Here is a 15,136-nt window from a genome sequence, read left to right on the forward strand (position 1 = left end):
GCGAATGAAGTAGCATGCGCCGTGAATCTGCGTTAATGATGAAAGTGAGTGCACCATTCGTGCGCTAACAAGGGTGGTACCGCGGGAGAATCCTCTCGTCCCTTTTTGGGATGGGAGGTTTTTTGTTTTTCATTTTTGTTTAAAATGGATAAAAAGGAGGTTTGTCACGTGAGTTTTAATCATCGTGAAATCGAGAAAAAATGGCAAAAGTATTGGGAAGAAAATAAAACGTTCAAAACGACGGAAGATGACGGAAAGCGAAAGTTTTATGCGCTTGACATGTTCCCGTATCCATCTGGTGCAGGATTGCATGTCGGTCATCCAGAAGGATATACAGCGACGGACATTTTAGCACGTATGAAGCGCATGCAAGGATATAACGTATTGCATCCAATGGGGTGGGATGCGTTCGGATTGCCAGCTGAGCAATATGCGCTAGATACAGGAAATGACCCGGCCGAATTTACGGAAAAAAACATTAACAACTTCCGCCGTCAAATTAAATCATTAGGTTTTTCGTATGACTGGGATCGTGAAGTGAATACGACTGATCCGAACTATTACAAATGGACACAATGGATTTTCTTAAAGTTATATGAAAAAGGATTAGCATACATGGATGAAGTGCCGGTGAACTGGTGCCCAGCGCTAGGGACGGTATTGGCGAACGAAGAAGTGATCGATGGAAAAAGTGAGCGCGGGGGACACCCGGTCATTCGCAAGCCGATGAAGCAATGGATGCTTCGCATTACAGCGTATGCGGATCGTTTGCTTGAAGATTTAGAAGAACTTGATTGGCCAGAAAGCATTAAAGAAATGCAGCGCAACTGGATCGGTCGTTCGGAAGGAGCAAACATTCATTTCCAAGTCGATGGATATAATGAAACGTTTACGGTGTTTACAACGCGTCCAGACACGTTATTCGGTGCCACTTATGCCGTGTTAGCCCCTGAACATCCGCTCGTTGAAAAAATTACAACACCGGAACAGAAGGAAGCTGTTGATGCGTATTTAAAACAAATTCAAAGTAAAAGCGACCTCGAACGTACCGATTTAGCGAAAGAAAAAACAGGTGTGTTTACGGGGGCGTATGCAATCAATCCAGCCAATGGTGAGAAATTGCCAATTTGGATCGCTGATTACGTGCTAATGAGTTACGGCACAGGGGCAATTATGGCGGTGCCAGCACACGACGAGCGTGATTATGAATTTGCGAAAAAGTTTCATTTGCCAATCAAAGAAGTTGTTGCTGGTGGGGACATTTCAAAAGAGGCATATACAGGAGACGGCGAACACGTGAACTCTGATTTCTTAAACGGTTTGAATAAAGAAGAAGCAACGAAAAAAATGATTGAATGGCTAGAGGCAAACGGAAAAGGAGAGAAAAAAGTATCGTATCGCCTTCGCGATTGGTTATTTAGCCGTCAACGTTATTGGGGCGAGCCGATTCCGATCATCCATTGGGAAGATGGAACGATGACGCCAGTGCCAGAAGAAGAGTTGCCGCTTGTGTTGCCGAAAACAGATGAAATTAAACCATCAGGAACAGGTGAATCACCGCTTGCGAACATCGAAGAGTGGGTGAACGTCGTTGACCCGAAAACAGGTAAAAAAGGACGCCGTGAAACGAATACGATGCCGCAATGGGCAGGAAGTTGTTGGTACTATTTGCGTTACATCGATCCACATAACGATAAGCAATTAGCTGATCCTGAAAAGCTTGAAAAATGGTTGCCGGTCGACATTTACATTGGCGGGGCAGAACATGCGGTGTTGCACTTATTGTATGCACGTTTTTGGCATAAATTTTTATACGATATCGGCGTTGTGCCAACGAAAGAGCCGTTCCAAAAGCTATTTAACCAAGGAATGATTCTTGGAGAAAACAATGAGAAAATGAGTAAGTCGAAAGGAAATGTTGTCAATCCGGACGATATTGTGGAAAGTCACGGAGCCGATACGTTGCGTTTATATGAAATGTTTATGGGACCTTTGGAAGCGTCGATCGCATGGTCGACAAAGGGGCTTGACGGTGCACGTCGCTTCTTAGATCGCGTATGGCGTCTATTTGTTGAAGAAGACGGTCAATTAAATCCGAAAATCGTTGACAATCCAGGAACAGATACGCTTGAACGTGTATATCACCAAACGGTGAAAAAAGTAACAGAAGATTACGAGGCGCTTCGTTTCAACACCGCGATCTCACAATTAATGGTGTTTATTAACGAAGCATATAAAGCGCCTGTATTACCGAAAGTATATATGGAAGGATTCGTGAAGTTGCTGTCGCCAGTTTGTCCACATATTGCTGAGGAATTATGGGAGAAGCTTGGACATAACAATACGATCGCATACGAAGCTTGGCCAGCATACGATGAAGCGAAATTAGTTGAAGATGAAGTCGAAATCGTCATTCAAGTAAACGGAAAAGTGCGTGCGAAACTACACGTTCCTGCTGATGCAACAAAAGAACAGCTTGAGCAATTGGCAATGGAGGACGAAAAAATTAAAGAACAAATTGAAGGAAAAACTGTACGTAAAGTGATCGCTGTCCCAGGAAAACTAGTGAACATTGTTGCAAATTAATTACAAACAAGCCTCTCGCACATACGGTGAGAGGCTTTCGTTAAAAGAAAGGGAGAGATCGATGAAAGAAATAACAGCAGCACAATTAAAACAAATGATACAAACAGGTGAGCGCGTTCATGTTATTGATGTGCGCGAAGACGAAGAAGTCGCCTTTGGAATGATTCCATCAGCGACACATATAAAAATGGGGGATATTCCAGAAAGAATGAACGAGCTAGACAAAAATGAAACGTATGTCATTATTTGTCGTTCTGGTGTTCGTAGTGAGCATGTGTGTCGTTATTTAGAGGCGCATGGTTATGATGTATGTAACGTTATTGACGGGATGCTCGGCTGGGACGGCGAACTTGAGTAATTGAAATGTCATGATTGCCTTAGAAACAATAAGATCGCTCGTTTACGATCTTATTGTTTCGCATATATCGCGGCATGCATGCCAGCAAGCCGACCAGTCACGAGCGCTGCAGTAATGTTATAACCTCCTGTGTAACCGTGAATATCTAAAATTTCTCCGCAAAAATATAAACCTTTCATCAGTTTAGATGCCATTTCTTTCGGATGTACTTCTTTGACCGATACACCGCCGCCTGTGACGAACGCTTTTTCAAGCGGTAACGTTCCGTGAACAGAAAAAGTGAATGTTTTACATGCCGCAATAAATGTGCGCACTTTGTCGTGACTTAATGTGCTTGCGACCGTTTGTGGATCGATCTTTGTTTGCTCAAGCAAAAATAGTACATATCGTTCTGGAAGCGGCATGATTGCTTTGACAATATTTTTTATTGCTTTTTTCGGCTCTTCTTTCATGGTGCGCACAATGTGTTGAAATAATATTTCCCCTTTTTCATCTGGCAACGCATCAATCGTCATGTTCACAGACGATTGTTTTTTTAACTGTTTCACAACAAATTGGCTACATCGTAATGCCGCTGGTCCTGAAATACCGAAATGTGTAAAAATCATATCCATCCGATGTGTGACGATTGGTTTCCCTTTTTCGTTTAATACGCTTAATGCCACATCGCGCAATGATAGTCCTTGTAACGTCCGATTTTGAATAAAAGGTTCATGTGAAATAATAGGCACTTCCGTTGGAAACAGTTCTGTAATCGTATGTCCAGCCTTTTCTGCCCACGCATAACCGTCACCTGTCGAACCGGTATGCGGCACAGATTTCCCTCCAGCGGCAACAACAACCGCTTTCGTCCGGATCATCTCCCCTGTTTGCAGCGTTACGCCATACACTGCTCCATCTTTATATTCAATGTCTTTTACAGGGGTATGAACCCGAACGTCGACACGCCATCGTTTCAATTCACGAAGAAGAGCTTGTACGACAGATTGTGCGCTGTCGCTTACCGGAAACATGCGTCCGTGGTCTTCTTCTTTTAATGGAACGCCAAGCCGTTCAAAAAAGCGAATAATATCTTCATTATTAAACATAGAAAAGGCACGATATAAAAAACGACCGTTTCCTGGGATATGTTGAATGAGTTCATCGACTGGTCGTCGATTTGTCACATTACAACGGCCTCCGCCTGAAATGGCTAATTTTCGTCCGAGTTTATCTCCTTTATCAAGAAGGAGAACGCGTCCACCTTGTTCACCAGCAGCGATCGCTGCCATTAATCCTGACGGCCCCCCGCCGATGACTACGACATCATATGTCATCATTTTCACGTCCTTTCTGTTATGATTATAATGATTTTATGGAAAAGAAAAAAGTGTGCTAAAATAGGTGGAGCAATGAATCCGTTAAGGAAGGGATAATATGTCATCATCAAAGTTGTTAAGAGGCACATTTATTTTAACGGGAGGCGTGTTTTTATCGCGCATATTAGGACTTATATACGTCTTCCCGTTTTATCAACTTGTTGGGAAACAAGGGGGAGCGCTTTATTCGTACGGTTACGTTCCGTATACGTTGTTTATTAGTATAGCAACGATGGGGGTGCCGCTAGCTGTATCAAAGTTTGTTTCGAAATATAATGCACTTGGCGAATATGCGATTGGACGAAAATTGTTTCGTTCAGGTATGACGTTAATGGCGATCACAGGGTTTCTCGCTTGGCTCATTTTATATATGAGTGCCCCGTTATTAGCCCCGTTTGTCGTCAATGATGACGGACACGGCAACTCGATTGCGGATGTTGCTTCTGTCATTCGCGCAGTTAGTTTCGCTTTATTACTTGTGCCGATGATGAGTTTAATTCGAGGGTTTTTTCAAGGTCATGAATCGATGGGGCCGACAGCGTTGTCGCAAGTCGTTGAGCAACTTGTCCGCATCATCTTTTTGCTTGCAGGGAGTTACATCGTTTTACGCATCTTCGACGGCTCGCTTGTGACGGCTATTCAAGTGGCGACGTTTGCAGCATTTATCGGTGCCGTTGGTGGACTAGCTGTTTTATTCATGTATTGGTTTAAGCGAAAATCGTTTTTAGATGAACTATTAAAGCAAGATCGCGGTACGATCCATATGTCATTAAAAGAGATGTATAAAGAATTGATTGCCTATGCTGCCCCGTTTGCTTTTGTTGGCTTAGCAATGCCTTTATATCAACTCATTGACCAATTTACGTTTAATAAAGCGATGGCAAGCATCGGGCTCGGTGCCATTTCAGAGGACGCATACGGCATTTTCAACGTATGGGCACAAAAGCTTGTCATTATCCCAGTAACATTAGCGACGTCATTTAGCTTAACGCTCATTCCGACGATTACAAAAGCGTATGTGCAAGGAGAGAGCAAGCAACTAAAAAAATATTTAAATGACACGTTTCAAGTCGTTATGTTTATTACGTTGCCGGCAGTCATTGGCATGGCGCTTTTATCTGAATATGTATATGCCGCTTTTTACAGCTACGATCCACTTGGCACAGAGGTGTTGCGGGCATACGCACCGACCGCTATTTTCTTTGCTTTATTTTCTGTGACGGCGGCCATTTTACAAGGGATTAATAAACAAAAATTTACCGTCATTAGTTTATGTATCGGATTATTGTTTAAATTATTTTTTAACTACATACTCATTGTTTCGTTTGAAACGGTAGGAGCTATTTTGGCAACGACGATTGGATACGCTTTGTCGGTTAGTTTAAACTTATGGGTCATTCAACGGTATACAAATTATCGTTATCATTTTGTTGCCAAGCGTATGTTGTTTATGGGGATTTTAACAACAATAATGTGTGCTGTCGTCTGGCCGGTCGCAAAACTGATGGATCGTTTTCTTCATTACAACGGTAGCATGATCCAATCGGTCATCATCGTCGCACTCGGCGGATTGATCGGAGCGACTGTTTACTTTTATTTAAGTGAACGTTCGAATTTGTTATATGCGTTATTTGGAAATCGCTTTTCATTTTTAAAAAAGAAAGAAAAGAAGGCTTTGTCATAGCCTTCTTCTTTGTATTAAAAGTCGCTGCTAAATGGGAATCCGAGTTGACGTTCAACGCGTTGAAGACGTCGATTTAAGTTGTTAATTTGTTGTTGTTGGCGTTCTGTGATGCGCTCGAGGCGATCAACTCGACGTTCAAGGGAGCCGCTTGGAAAACTTGGTGTTCCAGGAAATCCTGGTGTGCCCGGAAATCCACCAGGGAATCCTGGTGTAAATGGAGAGCCTCCGTAATAAGGCATGCCCGGCATTTGTTGCTGTTGTTGGCGTTCGTCCATTTGGAAAACTCCTTTCGCTTTAATTGTTACGTAGGCAGTATATGTGACAGTTGACATAGGTGTATGGACGAACGCCTAAAAAAGAAAAACATTTGGAGGGATTTTTATGTTGCGCATTGATAAACTGCTAGCAAACATGGGATATGGAACGAGAAAAGAAGTGAAAAAATTATTGAAAGCAGGGGTTGTCAAAGTCGATGGGATGACGGTGAAAGATGCAAAAACACACGTCAATCCGAAAGAACAAGTCGTTACCGTATGGGGAGAAGAAGTAGAGTATAAACCGTTTATTTATTTAATGATGAATAAACCAAAAGGGGTCATTTCAGCAACAGAGGATGCTGTGGAGGAAACAGTCGTTGATTTACTAGAAGAGGAAGATCGTATTTTTGATCCATTTCCAGTCGGACGGCTTGATAAAGATACGGAAGGGCTGCTGTTGTTAACAAACGATGGTCAACTTGCTCATCAGCTATTATCACCAAAAAAGCATGTACCGAAAACGTATGAAGCAATTATTGATGGGGAAGTGACAGAAGATGATATTGCAGCATTTCGGCGCGGTGTCGTGCTTGATGACGGATATGAAACAAAGCCAGCAGAGCTTGTCATCATTCGTTCCGGTTTGCGTTCAGATGTGCGCATCACGATTACAGAAGGGAAATTTCATCAAATTAAACGAATGTTTCAGGCAGTTGGTAAACGTGTCATTTACTTAAAACGCATACAAATGGGACCAATTCCGCTCGATGAAACGTTAGAACCGGGGGAATATCGTGAGTTGACTGATGAAGAAATTGCTTTATTAAAAGGAGAAGACAAAAAATAGGAACCTGCACTAATCAGGTTCCGTCTATATGCATTTCGTTATGATGACATCTTTACTCTTTTTTTAGTTGTTGTCCATTTACCTTTGCTAGGGCTGTGAATTAAGTCGTTGTATGCTAACACGTTTAAATCCCGCTGAATCGTTCGTGGAGTAATGCCGAATTCGTCCACGAGCTCTTGCGTTGTCACTGTTCCTCTTTCGCTAATGAACATGTAGACGGACTTAATACGGGTTAGCATGCGATCGGTAGATGGTTTCAAATGATCACTCCCTATCGTCACATCATTCGCATGGTACAACAAAGATGAAAAACTAGATGTCTCACTATTTATTTTACACGAAAACGTAAGAAAAATGCTATAAATTTGCTGAATTTTACACAATATTAACACAATTAAAACCATATTTTTCTTAAAGAAAGGGGAAAGTGACGATGAACATCAATTGGATGGAAGAAGTGAAAAAACGAGAAAAGATATTTTTACAAGATTTACAAACGTTTTTGCGTATTCCGAGCGTACGAAATGAGCAGACCGCAACGCAAGAAGCACCTTTAGGAAAAGAAGTGTACGAAGCGCTTTGTTATATGTTAAAACGAGGGGAAGAAGAAGGATTTGCCGTAAAAAATGTTGATGGATTAGCAGGGCATATTGAAATGGGAGATGGGGAAGAGATTGTTGGCATATTATGTCACGTTGATGTTGTTCCTGCTGGTGACGGTTGGACGTTTGATCCGTTCGGGGCAACGATTGTGGATGGAAAAATTTATGCGCGCGGCGCATTAGATGACAAAGGTCCGACAATTGCTGCGTTTTATGCGATGAAAATTGTCAAAGAGCTCGAGTTGCCGCTTTCTAAGCGCGTACGCATGATTATTGGAACAGATGAAGAAAGCGATTGGCAATGTGTCGAACGATATTTTCAAACGGAACAAATGCCGACAATTGGCTTTGCGCCAGATGCCGATTTTCCAATTATATATGCTGAAAAAGGAATTGCTGATTTTGATCTCATTCAGCAACCAATGAATAAACAAGTGCATGATGATCTTCTTCTTTCGTTTCAAGCTGGTCAGCGATACAATATGGTTCCAGATTTTGCAGAAGCTATATTGCAGTTAACGAATGAAAACGACATGAAAGAGCGTTTTCTTACATTTTTACGTACGCATGCGCTTGAAGGGGAAGCACATGGGGATGGTGACACACTTACGTTGCGCCTTCGTGGTGTTTCTGCACATGGGATGGAACCGAACAATGGGGTGAATGCAGGCATATGGCTCGCGAAATTTTTAGCAAATGAAACACTAGATGCACAAGCTAATGAATTTGTTCGATTTGTGTCGCAATTTTTTTATGGAGATACGCGCGGAAAGCGATTAGGTGTTGCGCATACAAACGAGGAACTTGGTGATTTAACGATTAACGTCGGTGTTCTTTCGTATACGAACGAACGTGGCGGAAAGATGGGCCTCAATTTACGTTACCCTGTCACGAACGATATGACGCGCACAAAAGAAATCATTGAGCAAGTAGCTAAACGTCATCAGTTCGTATTAAACAACTTTTCGAACTCCTCACCACATTATGTCGCAAAAGATCATCCGCTCGTTCAAACGTTGCAACGCGTATATGAAGAGCAGATGGGCGAACGAGCATCATTGCTTGCGATCGGTGGTGGAACGTATGCGCGTTCTTTACAAGCAGGAGTAGCGTTCGGTCCGTTATTCCCGAATCGTCCAGATGTGGCGCATCAAAAAGATGAATATATGTTTATCGATGATTTGCTTAAAGCAACAGCCATTTATGCCCAAGCGATTTATGAATTAGCAAAATGACAATTTCCAAAAATATGTTATAATGAAAAGTGCCGTCGCTCATGACGGTACTTTTTCGTCATTTTATTTGATATGGGGGATTTTTGTGTATACACGTATTTTTCGCATCTTTTACTTTTTACAGTTTTTTAGTTTTGGATCGCTTTTTCCGTTGTTATCTGTGTATTTAAAAGATGAAGTTGGATTGTCAGGAACAGAAATCGGGATGATTATGTCCATTAGCCCTATTGTTATGATTTTTATTCAACCAATTTGGGGAATGGTAAGCGATTATACGCGTCAACCGGTTCAAGTGTTAATCGTATCTTTACTAGGAACAGCTTTTTTTGGTTTTATGTATTCGCTCGTTCATTCTTATATGTGGTTGCTTGTTATTGCCGCACTACTTGCTGTTATGCAAAGTGGCATTGTTCCATTATCTGATAGTATTACGCTTCATTACGTACAAAAAGCAAACGAACGGTATGGCTCGATTCGCCTTTGGGGAGCGCTTGGGTTTGCGACTGCTGTCCCGATTGCTGGACAAATTGCTCAGATGTTTCATCTTCGCTTCATTTTTTACATTTTCGTTGCTTTACTCATTACGTCGAGTGTGCTTGCATGGAAGTTGCCAAAAGAGCAGTCAAGTGCGAAAGTGAACATTCGTGAAGGAATGAAAGAGTTAGTTCGCATTCCACCGTTTCTTTTGTTTTTGTTGACGACGTTTCTTGTCTTTGGTCCAATTTATGCCAACAATTTTTATTTTGGCATTTTGATTACTGATTTAGGTGGAACGCTTGCAGGAGTCGGCATTGCCTTTTTATTAGCAGCAGGAAGCGAAGCGCCGTTTATGAAATTTGCTGACGGGGTCGTGCGAAAGTTTGGCATGATGAACGTTTTATTCGTTGCCACAGCATTATCTTGCGCTCGTTGGTTATTTTACTTTTTTGAACCACCGTTAATGATCGTGTATGCCACGACAATTGTACAAGGGGCGTCTGTCGGTTTATTTATTCCAGCTGCGCTACAATACGTGCGGGACGTCACTCCTGCACACGTACGTACAACAGCTGTATCGCTTTATGCTACAGTTGGAAACGGGCTCGGGAGCTGGTTTTGTACATTTGTAGGAGGATATATATTAGAACGTTGGACAATTGAGCATGTATATTTATTTTTCGGATTGTTGACGTTTGGTGGCATGGTGATTTTTGCTTGGCAGTCAAAAAAGACGTTGCGAAAACTATATGAATTTTGATAAAATTTAGAAAATTAAAAGGTGGGACGATAGATGCACTACTTTTTGGCAATTCCTCTACCAAACGAGGTGAAAAAGCGGCTGCATGCTTTTATTTCTGAATGGGGAGCGCCATTTCGGTTGTTCGTTCATGAAGCCGATTATCATATAACGCTTGCGTTTTTAGGTCGGGCAACCGAAACAGAGCGAAAGCAAATTGCAGAGATGATGCCAGATGTAGTAAAAAAACATCAGTCATTTTCGTTACAACTGAGCGAGGTGTACTCATTCGGTTCTCGTATTTTATGGTATGGGGTGAAAGAGGAACCGCGTTTGTTTTCTCTTCGTCAAGATGTGTATAACGTGTGCCAACGCATCGGTTTTTCGCTTGATTCAAGACCGTTTACACCGCATATTACGTTGGCGAAAAAATGGAGTGGATCGTTTCCGTTCTCGCTTGACACATATCCGAGAAAAATGGAAGGAGAAGACATTCACTTTTTCGTACATGACGTTGTGTTATACGAAACACATATGGATCAAACGCCGAAATATAAGCCGTTGATGCGTTTTCCTCTTTCATAATTCAATAAGAGGGGGAGAAAAGATGGGGATTACGGTCATTCAAATCGGGGGATTGTATATGTTGTATATGATCGGTTCGTTCATTCAGCAACTGCTACACATTCCAATTCCGGGGAGTATGATTGGCATGTTGCTGTTATTTTTATTATTAATGACCGGAATCGTAAAAGAGAAGTGGATTTCGCGCGGGGCAAATATGCTTTTATCTCACTTAACGCTTTTATTTATCCCAGCAACAGTTGGGGTAATGGACTATGTGGAGCTTTTTTCAGGAAGGGGAATATGGTCCATTGTCATTGTGATCGTCAGCACAATGATGGTTATGTTGTTTGCTGGTTTTATTGGGCAATGGGCACAAACACGTGAACAGAAGCGAGTGCGTGAGGTGAAAGGGGCATGATTGGCGTTAGTTTGCTTATATGGACGATCGTCGTATATATAGCGATGCGCAAATTGTATGCTCGCTTTTATTTTCCGTTGCTCGTTCCCGTCGCAACAAGCACGGTAGTCATCATTATGACGTTATCGCTTTTTCACTTGTCGTATGACCAATATATGATCGGAGGAAAATGGCTCGTTCATTTGCTTGGTCCAGCTGTTGTTGCGCTCGCTTTGCCGCTTTATCAACATCGGCATACGTTAAAACAGTTTTTATGGACGCTCTTATGTAGCACATTTTTCGGCACAATCATTGGAATGGGAAGCGGTTTATTGTTCGCGCGTCTTTTTCATTTGCCAGAAAAAATTGTTCGTTCCATCATTCCGAAATCGGTCACATCGCCTGTTGCGATGGATATTGCGAAGTTAATTGACGGTATACCGACGCTTGCTGCTGTATATGTCATGATTGCGGGAATTTTTGGTGCAATGTTTGGTCCGATTCTTTTTCAACGTTTGCACATTACAACAGCTTTAGGGATTGGAAGCGGTCTTGGGGCAGCTTCTCACGGTATCGGTACCGCAAAAGCGCTTGAAATCGGGAGAAAAGAAGCAGCGATTAGCTCCGTTGCTATGACGTTAAGCGCAATTTTTGCTTCTCTTCTTTGCCCGTTGTTGCTTTTGTTGTAGAATGAAAGTAACTATTTGTTGCTGGAGGTTACAGTGTGGGACAGCTCATTAAGCTTCAAGACTATATTTCGCGCTACGAACTAGATATTTATCATTACCCGAGCGAGTTCATTCGTTTGAAAAAAAAACAATGGGAACGAATGAAGCAGGCGTGGGAGACGGGTCAACTTGCGATGCGGACGGAGCTACATTCACAACAATCGTGGAAATGGCTTGAAGAAGAGCCATCGCTTTTTGATAAAGTGAAACAACTATGGAAACGAAAAAAAGTAAAAGACATAGAAAATGAAAACGAACAGCCGAACGAAGAGGAAGAATTTGTCGTTTCCATTACGTCTGAGCCGCGAACGCTTGAAGAGTTAAAAATATTATTTTTAGAAAAGCTGTTTCAACTGCAAATTCGTTGGGCAAGTTCAACATTAACGGAAGAATCTATTATTGATCCGAAATATTATTATGATGTACAATTAAAATATTTTTTGCAACGTTTTCCTGATACATACTTATGTATGTATAAACCTGTATTTTTATTGAAAAAAGCCCCTGTCGAGCTAAATACGATTTTAATTAGTCCGACAACGACTTGGTGTATTGCGTTTACAGAAGAACGAAAAAACAACATTATTGTCGGCTCGGCTGAACGATTTTGGACGGAGATGGTTGACGATGTGGAACGAAAAATCGTCAATCCGATGATTTCCCTTCACCGAACAGAAAAAGTTGTTCAAACGATTTATAAACAATTTGCCGTCGATATGCCGATAAAAAAAGTGTTAATCAATCGTGAAGGATATATTGATTATCGTTATGCACCAAGCGATCTTGAAATCATTGATCGGCGACATTATGAGGCGTGGTTTATGTCGCTAAGACAATTGACGATGCCGCTGAAGCATATGCAGTTGAAGGCAGCCCAATCATTGCTGACATATTGTGATGCGCGTTACTACGATCCGCTCGTTGTAGAACAATTTGAAGAGGCTGATGAGTAACGGTCAGCCTCTTTTTTGAATTTTTGTATATGGCAATAACAAGATCAATTAAATACTTTTTTTGTTGTTCTTGCATAATAAGTAAGTAACCAGATGGTAAAAGTGGAAACGGAACGCTACATGAAATGCATGAATACATCATTTCTCCCCCCTATTTATCCATTTTACAACAAAAACCATTCATTTAAAAAGTGGAAGTTGGTGACCGACAATGTTTAAACAACAACCGTTTGAAGCCTACTTAGATGAACTGACAGTCATTACAATTTTAATACCGAACGATGTTGTTCACGAGCGTGCACCGCTATTTTTTTTATGTGATAAAGAACAAACAGCATACCGTTTAACGATTCGTTCAACAGAAAGACAACACTTATTTACAAAATATGAATGTACTGTCCCTTTTATTGTTGAATTAGGAAAACGATATGTTGTTTATACAGAAGAAGGATGGCAAGCCCCTCTACAAGTAGGGGCAGTAATGCGAACAAAGGCGTTCGATGATTTATATGCATATGACGGGAACGATCTCGGTGCAATGTACAAACCGGAAAAAACGACGTTTAAAGTGTGGGCGCCAACTGCTACAAACGTGTTACTAAAGCTTATTCATCCAACGACGAAAGAAGAAACAACTTATGAAATGATACGAGAACAAAAAGGGGTATGGACGTATACCATTTATGAAAATGTTGAACGATTTTTTTATACGTATATGACGTATGTGAATTTTGTTTGGCGTGAGGCGGTTGATCCTTATGCAAAAGCTGTTTCAGTAAACGGCACATATGGTGTTGTCGTTGACCTGACGAAGACAAATATCCCGAAACCGACCATGCCTCCGTTTATTTCTATGACGGATGCGATCATTTATGAAATGCACGTGCGTGATTTCACGATTCATCCTAAAAGTGGGGTGAAACATAAAGGGAAATATCTCGGTTTAACGGAGCGAGATACATTTGGACCGAACGAAACGGTGACAGGTCTTTCGTACGTGAAACAGCTCGGTGTGACACATGTTCAACTCATGCCTGTGCAAGATTTTGAAGGAGTGGATGAACTTCAGCCCCTTCAAATGTACAATTGGGGATACAACACCGTTCATTACAACGCCCCAGAAGGAAGTTACGCAACCGATCCAACCGATCCATACGCGCGCATCATTGAGTTAAAACAGGCGATTCGTGCGTTTCAAAACGAAGGTATTCGTGTTATTTTAGACGTTGTATATAATCACGTATATATTCGAGAAACATCGTCGTTTGAACATCTTGTTCCTGGTTATTATTTTCGATACGGATCAAATGGCTATCCGTCAAACGGGACAGGAGTTGGAAATGATTTAGCATCTGAGCGGAAAATGGTACGTAAATTTATTATTGATTCCGTCATGCATTGGCTAAACGAATACGGTGTTGACGGATTTCGTTTTGACTTAATGGGCATTTTAGATATAGATACGATGAATGACGTCCGTCGAGCGATTGATGCAATAGATCCGACAGTCATTGTGCTCGGGGAAGGTTGGGAGCTAGCCACTCCGTTATCTCGCGAAAAAAAGACGATGATTGCGAACGCAAAACATACCCCACGCATCGCTTATTTTAATGATCGATTTCGCGACTATGTAAAAGGCAGCACGTTTCAAGTTCGTGATCGAGGATTTGCATTAGGGGATTGCTCATATAAAGAAGCAGTAATGGAAGCGATTCGCGGAAGTATTCATCTTTTCTTTTCGCCAAGGCAAAGTGTGAATTATGTCGAATGTCACGATAACCATACGCTATGGGATAAAATGATGATTGCCAATGCACATGAGAGCGAATATATTCGACGGAAACGTCAAAAGCTAGCGACAGCGATCGTTTTATTATCTCAAGGCATTCCTTTTTTGCATAGCGGTCAAGAGTTTTATCGAACGAAACGAGGGATTGAAAATAGCTATAATGCTCCTGACGAAGTAAACCAAATCGATTGGGAACGCAAAAATGATTGGGAAGAAGACGTGCGGGAAATGATGCTTCTCATTGCGCTTCGTAAAAGACATGGTGCGTTTCGTTTTTTGACTGCTGATCAAGTTCGACGGCATATGAAGTTTTACGATACACATCCATCTGTCATTGCTTATCAGCTTGTTGATGTTGGACTGTACGGTCCATGGGAACAAATTGTTGTCGTTCACCATAATGAAGAAAAGAAAACGACGTTTCCTCTTTCTGAAGGGGAATGGAAAGTCGTTTTTAGTTCAAATCAAGAAGAAATAGGAAAAATATACGAACAGTTTGTTGAAATAAATGGAATTGGTACGTGGGTATTAATTGAATGTTGACGTGGAAACGATCAGA

The 15,136-nt window shown here is 41.5% G+C and carries 14 protein-coding genes and 1 other annotated feature (1 of these 15 running past the window's edge); of the genes, 11 read left to right on the forward strand and 3 right to left on the reverse strand.

Annotated features, from left to right (window positions below):
• Nucleotides 1-106, forward strand: a binding site (T-box leader); it begins 107 nt to the left of the window's first position.
• 62 nt (nt 107-168) lie between these two features.
• On the forward strand, nt 169-2,586 hold the full coding sequence (leuS, locus tag ES017_RS03405) for a leucine--tRNA ligase (RefSeq protein WP_021095574.1): 2,418 nt from the start codon (nt 169-171) through the stop codon (nt 2,584-2,586).
• Nucleotides 2,587-2,647: 61 nt separating this feature from the next.
• Complete coding sequence (locus tag ES017_RS03410; RefSeq protein ID WP_021095575.1) at nt 2,648-2,944, forward strand: rhodanese-like domain-containing protein; 297 nt, start codon at nt 2,648-2,650, stop codon at nt 2,942-2,944.
• Between the two features lie 50 nt (nt 2,945-2,994).
• Here the strand turns inward: ES017_RS03410 and ES017_RS03415 are convergent, their stop codons facing one another.
• Nucleotides 2,995-4,260, reverse strand: coding sequence for a BaiN/RdsA family NAD(P)/FAD-dependent oxidoreductase (locus tag ES017_RS03415; RefSeq protein ID WP_021095576.1), 1,266 nt, complete (start codon nt 4,258-4,260; stop codon nt 2,995-2,997).
• A 100-nt stretch (nt 4,261-4,360) separates the two neighbouring features.
• Between ES017_RS03415 and ES017_RS03420 the strand changes: the two genes are divergently transcribed.
• On the forward strand, nt 4,361-5,986 hold the full coding sequence (locus ES017_RS03420) for a putative polysaccharide biosynthesis protein (RefSeq protein ID WP_021095577.1): 1,626 nt from the start codon (nt 4,361-4,363) through the stop codon (nt 5,984-5,986).
• Between the two features lie 14 nt (nt 5,987-6,000).
• Here the strand turns inward: ES017_RS03420 and ES017_RS03425 are convergent, their stop codons facing one another.
• Nucleotides 6,001-6,261: a hypothetical protein gene (locus tag ES017_RS03425; RefSeq protein WP_021095578.1), complete on the reverse strand. Its 261-nt coding sequence runs from the start codon at nt 6,259-6,261 to the stop codon at nt 6,001-6,003.
• Nucleotides 6,262-6,367: 106 nt separating this feature from the next.
• Between ES017_RS03425 and ES017_RS03430 the strand changes: the two genes are divergently transcribed.
• Nucleotides 6,368-7,090: a pseudouridine synthase gene (locus tag ES017_RS03430; RefSeq protein ID WP_021095579.1), complete on the forward strand. Its 723-nt coding sequence runs from the start codon at nt 6,368-6,370 to the stop codon at nt 7,088-7,090.
• 38 nt (nt 7,091-7,128) lie between these two features.
• Here ES017_RS03430 and ES017_RS03435 read toward each other — a convergent pair whose 3' ends face one another.
• Nucleotides 7,129-7,350: a DeoR family transcriptional regulator gene (locus ES017_RS03435; RefSeq protein WP_003398403.1), complete on the reverse strand. Its 222-nt coding sequence runs from the start codon at nt 7,348-7,350 to the stop codon at nt 7,129-7,131.
• Nucleotides 7,351-7,523: 173 nt separating this feature from the next.
• On the opposite strand from ES017_RS03435, the gene pepV reads away from it, so the two are divergent.
• The 7 genes from pepV to pulA all read left to right on the forward strand — a co-directional run bounded on the left by pepV (nt 7,524) and on the right by pulA (nt 15,120).
• Nucleotides 7,524-8,927 (forward strand): dipeptidase PepV, encoded by a 1,404-nt coding sequence (pepV, locus tag ES017_RS03440; RefSeq protein WP_021095580.1) that lies wholly within the window; start codon nt 7,524-7,526, stop codon nt 8,925-8,927.
• Between the two features lie 85 nt (nt 8,928-9,012).
• On the forward strand, nt 9,013-10,164 hold the full coding sequence (locus ES017_RS03445) for an MFS transporter (RefSeq protein WP_021095581.1): 1,152 nt from the start codon (nt 9,013-9,015) through the stop codon (nt 10,162-10,164).
• A 33-nt stretch (nt 10,165-10,197) separates the two neighbouring features.
• Nucleotides 10,198-10,728, forward strand: a complete 531-nt coding sequence (gene thpR / locus ES017_RS03450; protein ID WP_021095582.1) for an RNA 2',3'-cyclic phosphodiesterase — start codon at nt 10,198-10,200, stop codon at nt 10,726-10,728.
• 22 nt (nt 10,729-10,750) lie between these two features.
• Nucleotides 10,751-11,128, forward strand: a complete 378-nt coding sequence (locus ES017_RS03455; protein ID WP_021095583.1) for a CidA/LrgA family protein — start codon at nt 10,751-10,753, stop codon at nt 11,126-11,128.
• Nucleotides 11,125-11,796: an LrgB family protein gene (locus ES017_RS03460; RefSeq protein WP_021095584.1), complete on the forward strand. Its 672-nt coding sequence runs from the start codon at nt 11,125-11,127 to the stop codon at nt 11,794-11,796. The genes ES017_RS03455 and ES017_RS03460 overlap by 4 nt, the downstream gene beginning before the upstream one ends.
• A gap of 35 nt (nt 11,797-11,831) precedes the next feature.
• Nucleotides 11,832-12,788, forward strand: a complete 957-nt coding sequence (locus ES017_RS03465; RefSeq protein ID WP_021095585.1) for a hypothetical protein — start codon at nt 11,832-11,834, stop codon at nt 12,786-12,788.
• Between the two features lie 211 nt (nt 12,789-12,999).
• Nucleotides 13,000-15,120 carry a type I pullulanase gene (pulA, locus tag ES017_RS03470; RefSeq protein ID WP_021095587.1) on the forward strand — a complete coding sequence of 707 codons (2,121 nt, stop codon included), beginning with the start codon at nt 13,000-13,002 and terminating at the stop codon, nt 15,118-15,120.
• Nucleotides 15,121-15,136 lie beyond the last annotated feature (16 nt).

It is taken from the genome of Anoxybacillus sp. EFIL (assembly GCF_013096955.1).
Lineage (GTDB): Bacteria > Bacillota > Bacilli > Bacillales > Anoxybacillaceae > Anoxybacillus > Anoxybacillus ayderensis.

Excerpts from the sequence above, each read along its gene's own strand:
- ES017_RS03420 (WP_021095577.1), top strand. The coding sequence starts at position 4,361 with ATGTCATCATCAAAGTTGTTAAGAGGCACATTTATTTTAACGGGAGGC.
- ES017_RS03415 (WP_021095576.1), bottom strand. The coding sequence starts at position 4,260 with ATGACATATGATGTCGTAGTCATCGGCGGGGGGCCGTCAGGATTAATG.
- ES017_RS03455 (WP_021095583.1), top strand. The coding sequence starts at position 10,751 with ATGGGGATTACGGTCATTCAAATCGGGGGATTGTATATGTTGTATATG.
- ES017_RS03425 (WP_021095578.1), bottom strand. The coding sequence starts at position 6,261 with ATGGACGAACGCCAACAACAGCAACAAATGCCGGGCATGCCTTATTAC.
- pulA (WP_021095587.1), top strand. The coding sequence starts at position 13,000 with ATGTTTAAACAACAACCGTTTGAAGCCTACTTAGATGAACTGACAGTC.
- ES017_RS03460 (WP_021095584.1), top strand. The coding sequence starts at position 11,125 with ATGATTGGCGTTAGTTTGCTTATATGGACGATCGTCGTATATATAGCG.
- ES017_RS03410 (WP_021095575.1), top strand. The coding sequence starts at position 2,648 with ATGAAAGAAATAACAGCAGCACAATTAAAACAAATGATACAAACAGGT.
- pepV (WP_021095580.1), top strand. The coding sequence starts at position 7,524 with ATGAACATCAATTGGATGGAAGAAGTGAAAAAACGAGAAAAGATATTT.
- thpR (WP_021095582.1), top strand. The coding sequence starts at position 10,198 with ATGCACTACTTTTTGGCAATTCCTCTACCAAACGAGGTGAAAAAGCGG.
- ES017_RS03430 (WP_021095579.1), top strand. The coding sequence starts at position 6,368 with ATGTTGCGCATTGATAAACTGCTAGCAAACATGGGATATGGAACGAGA.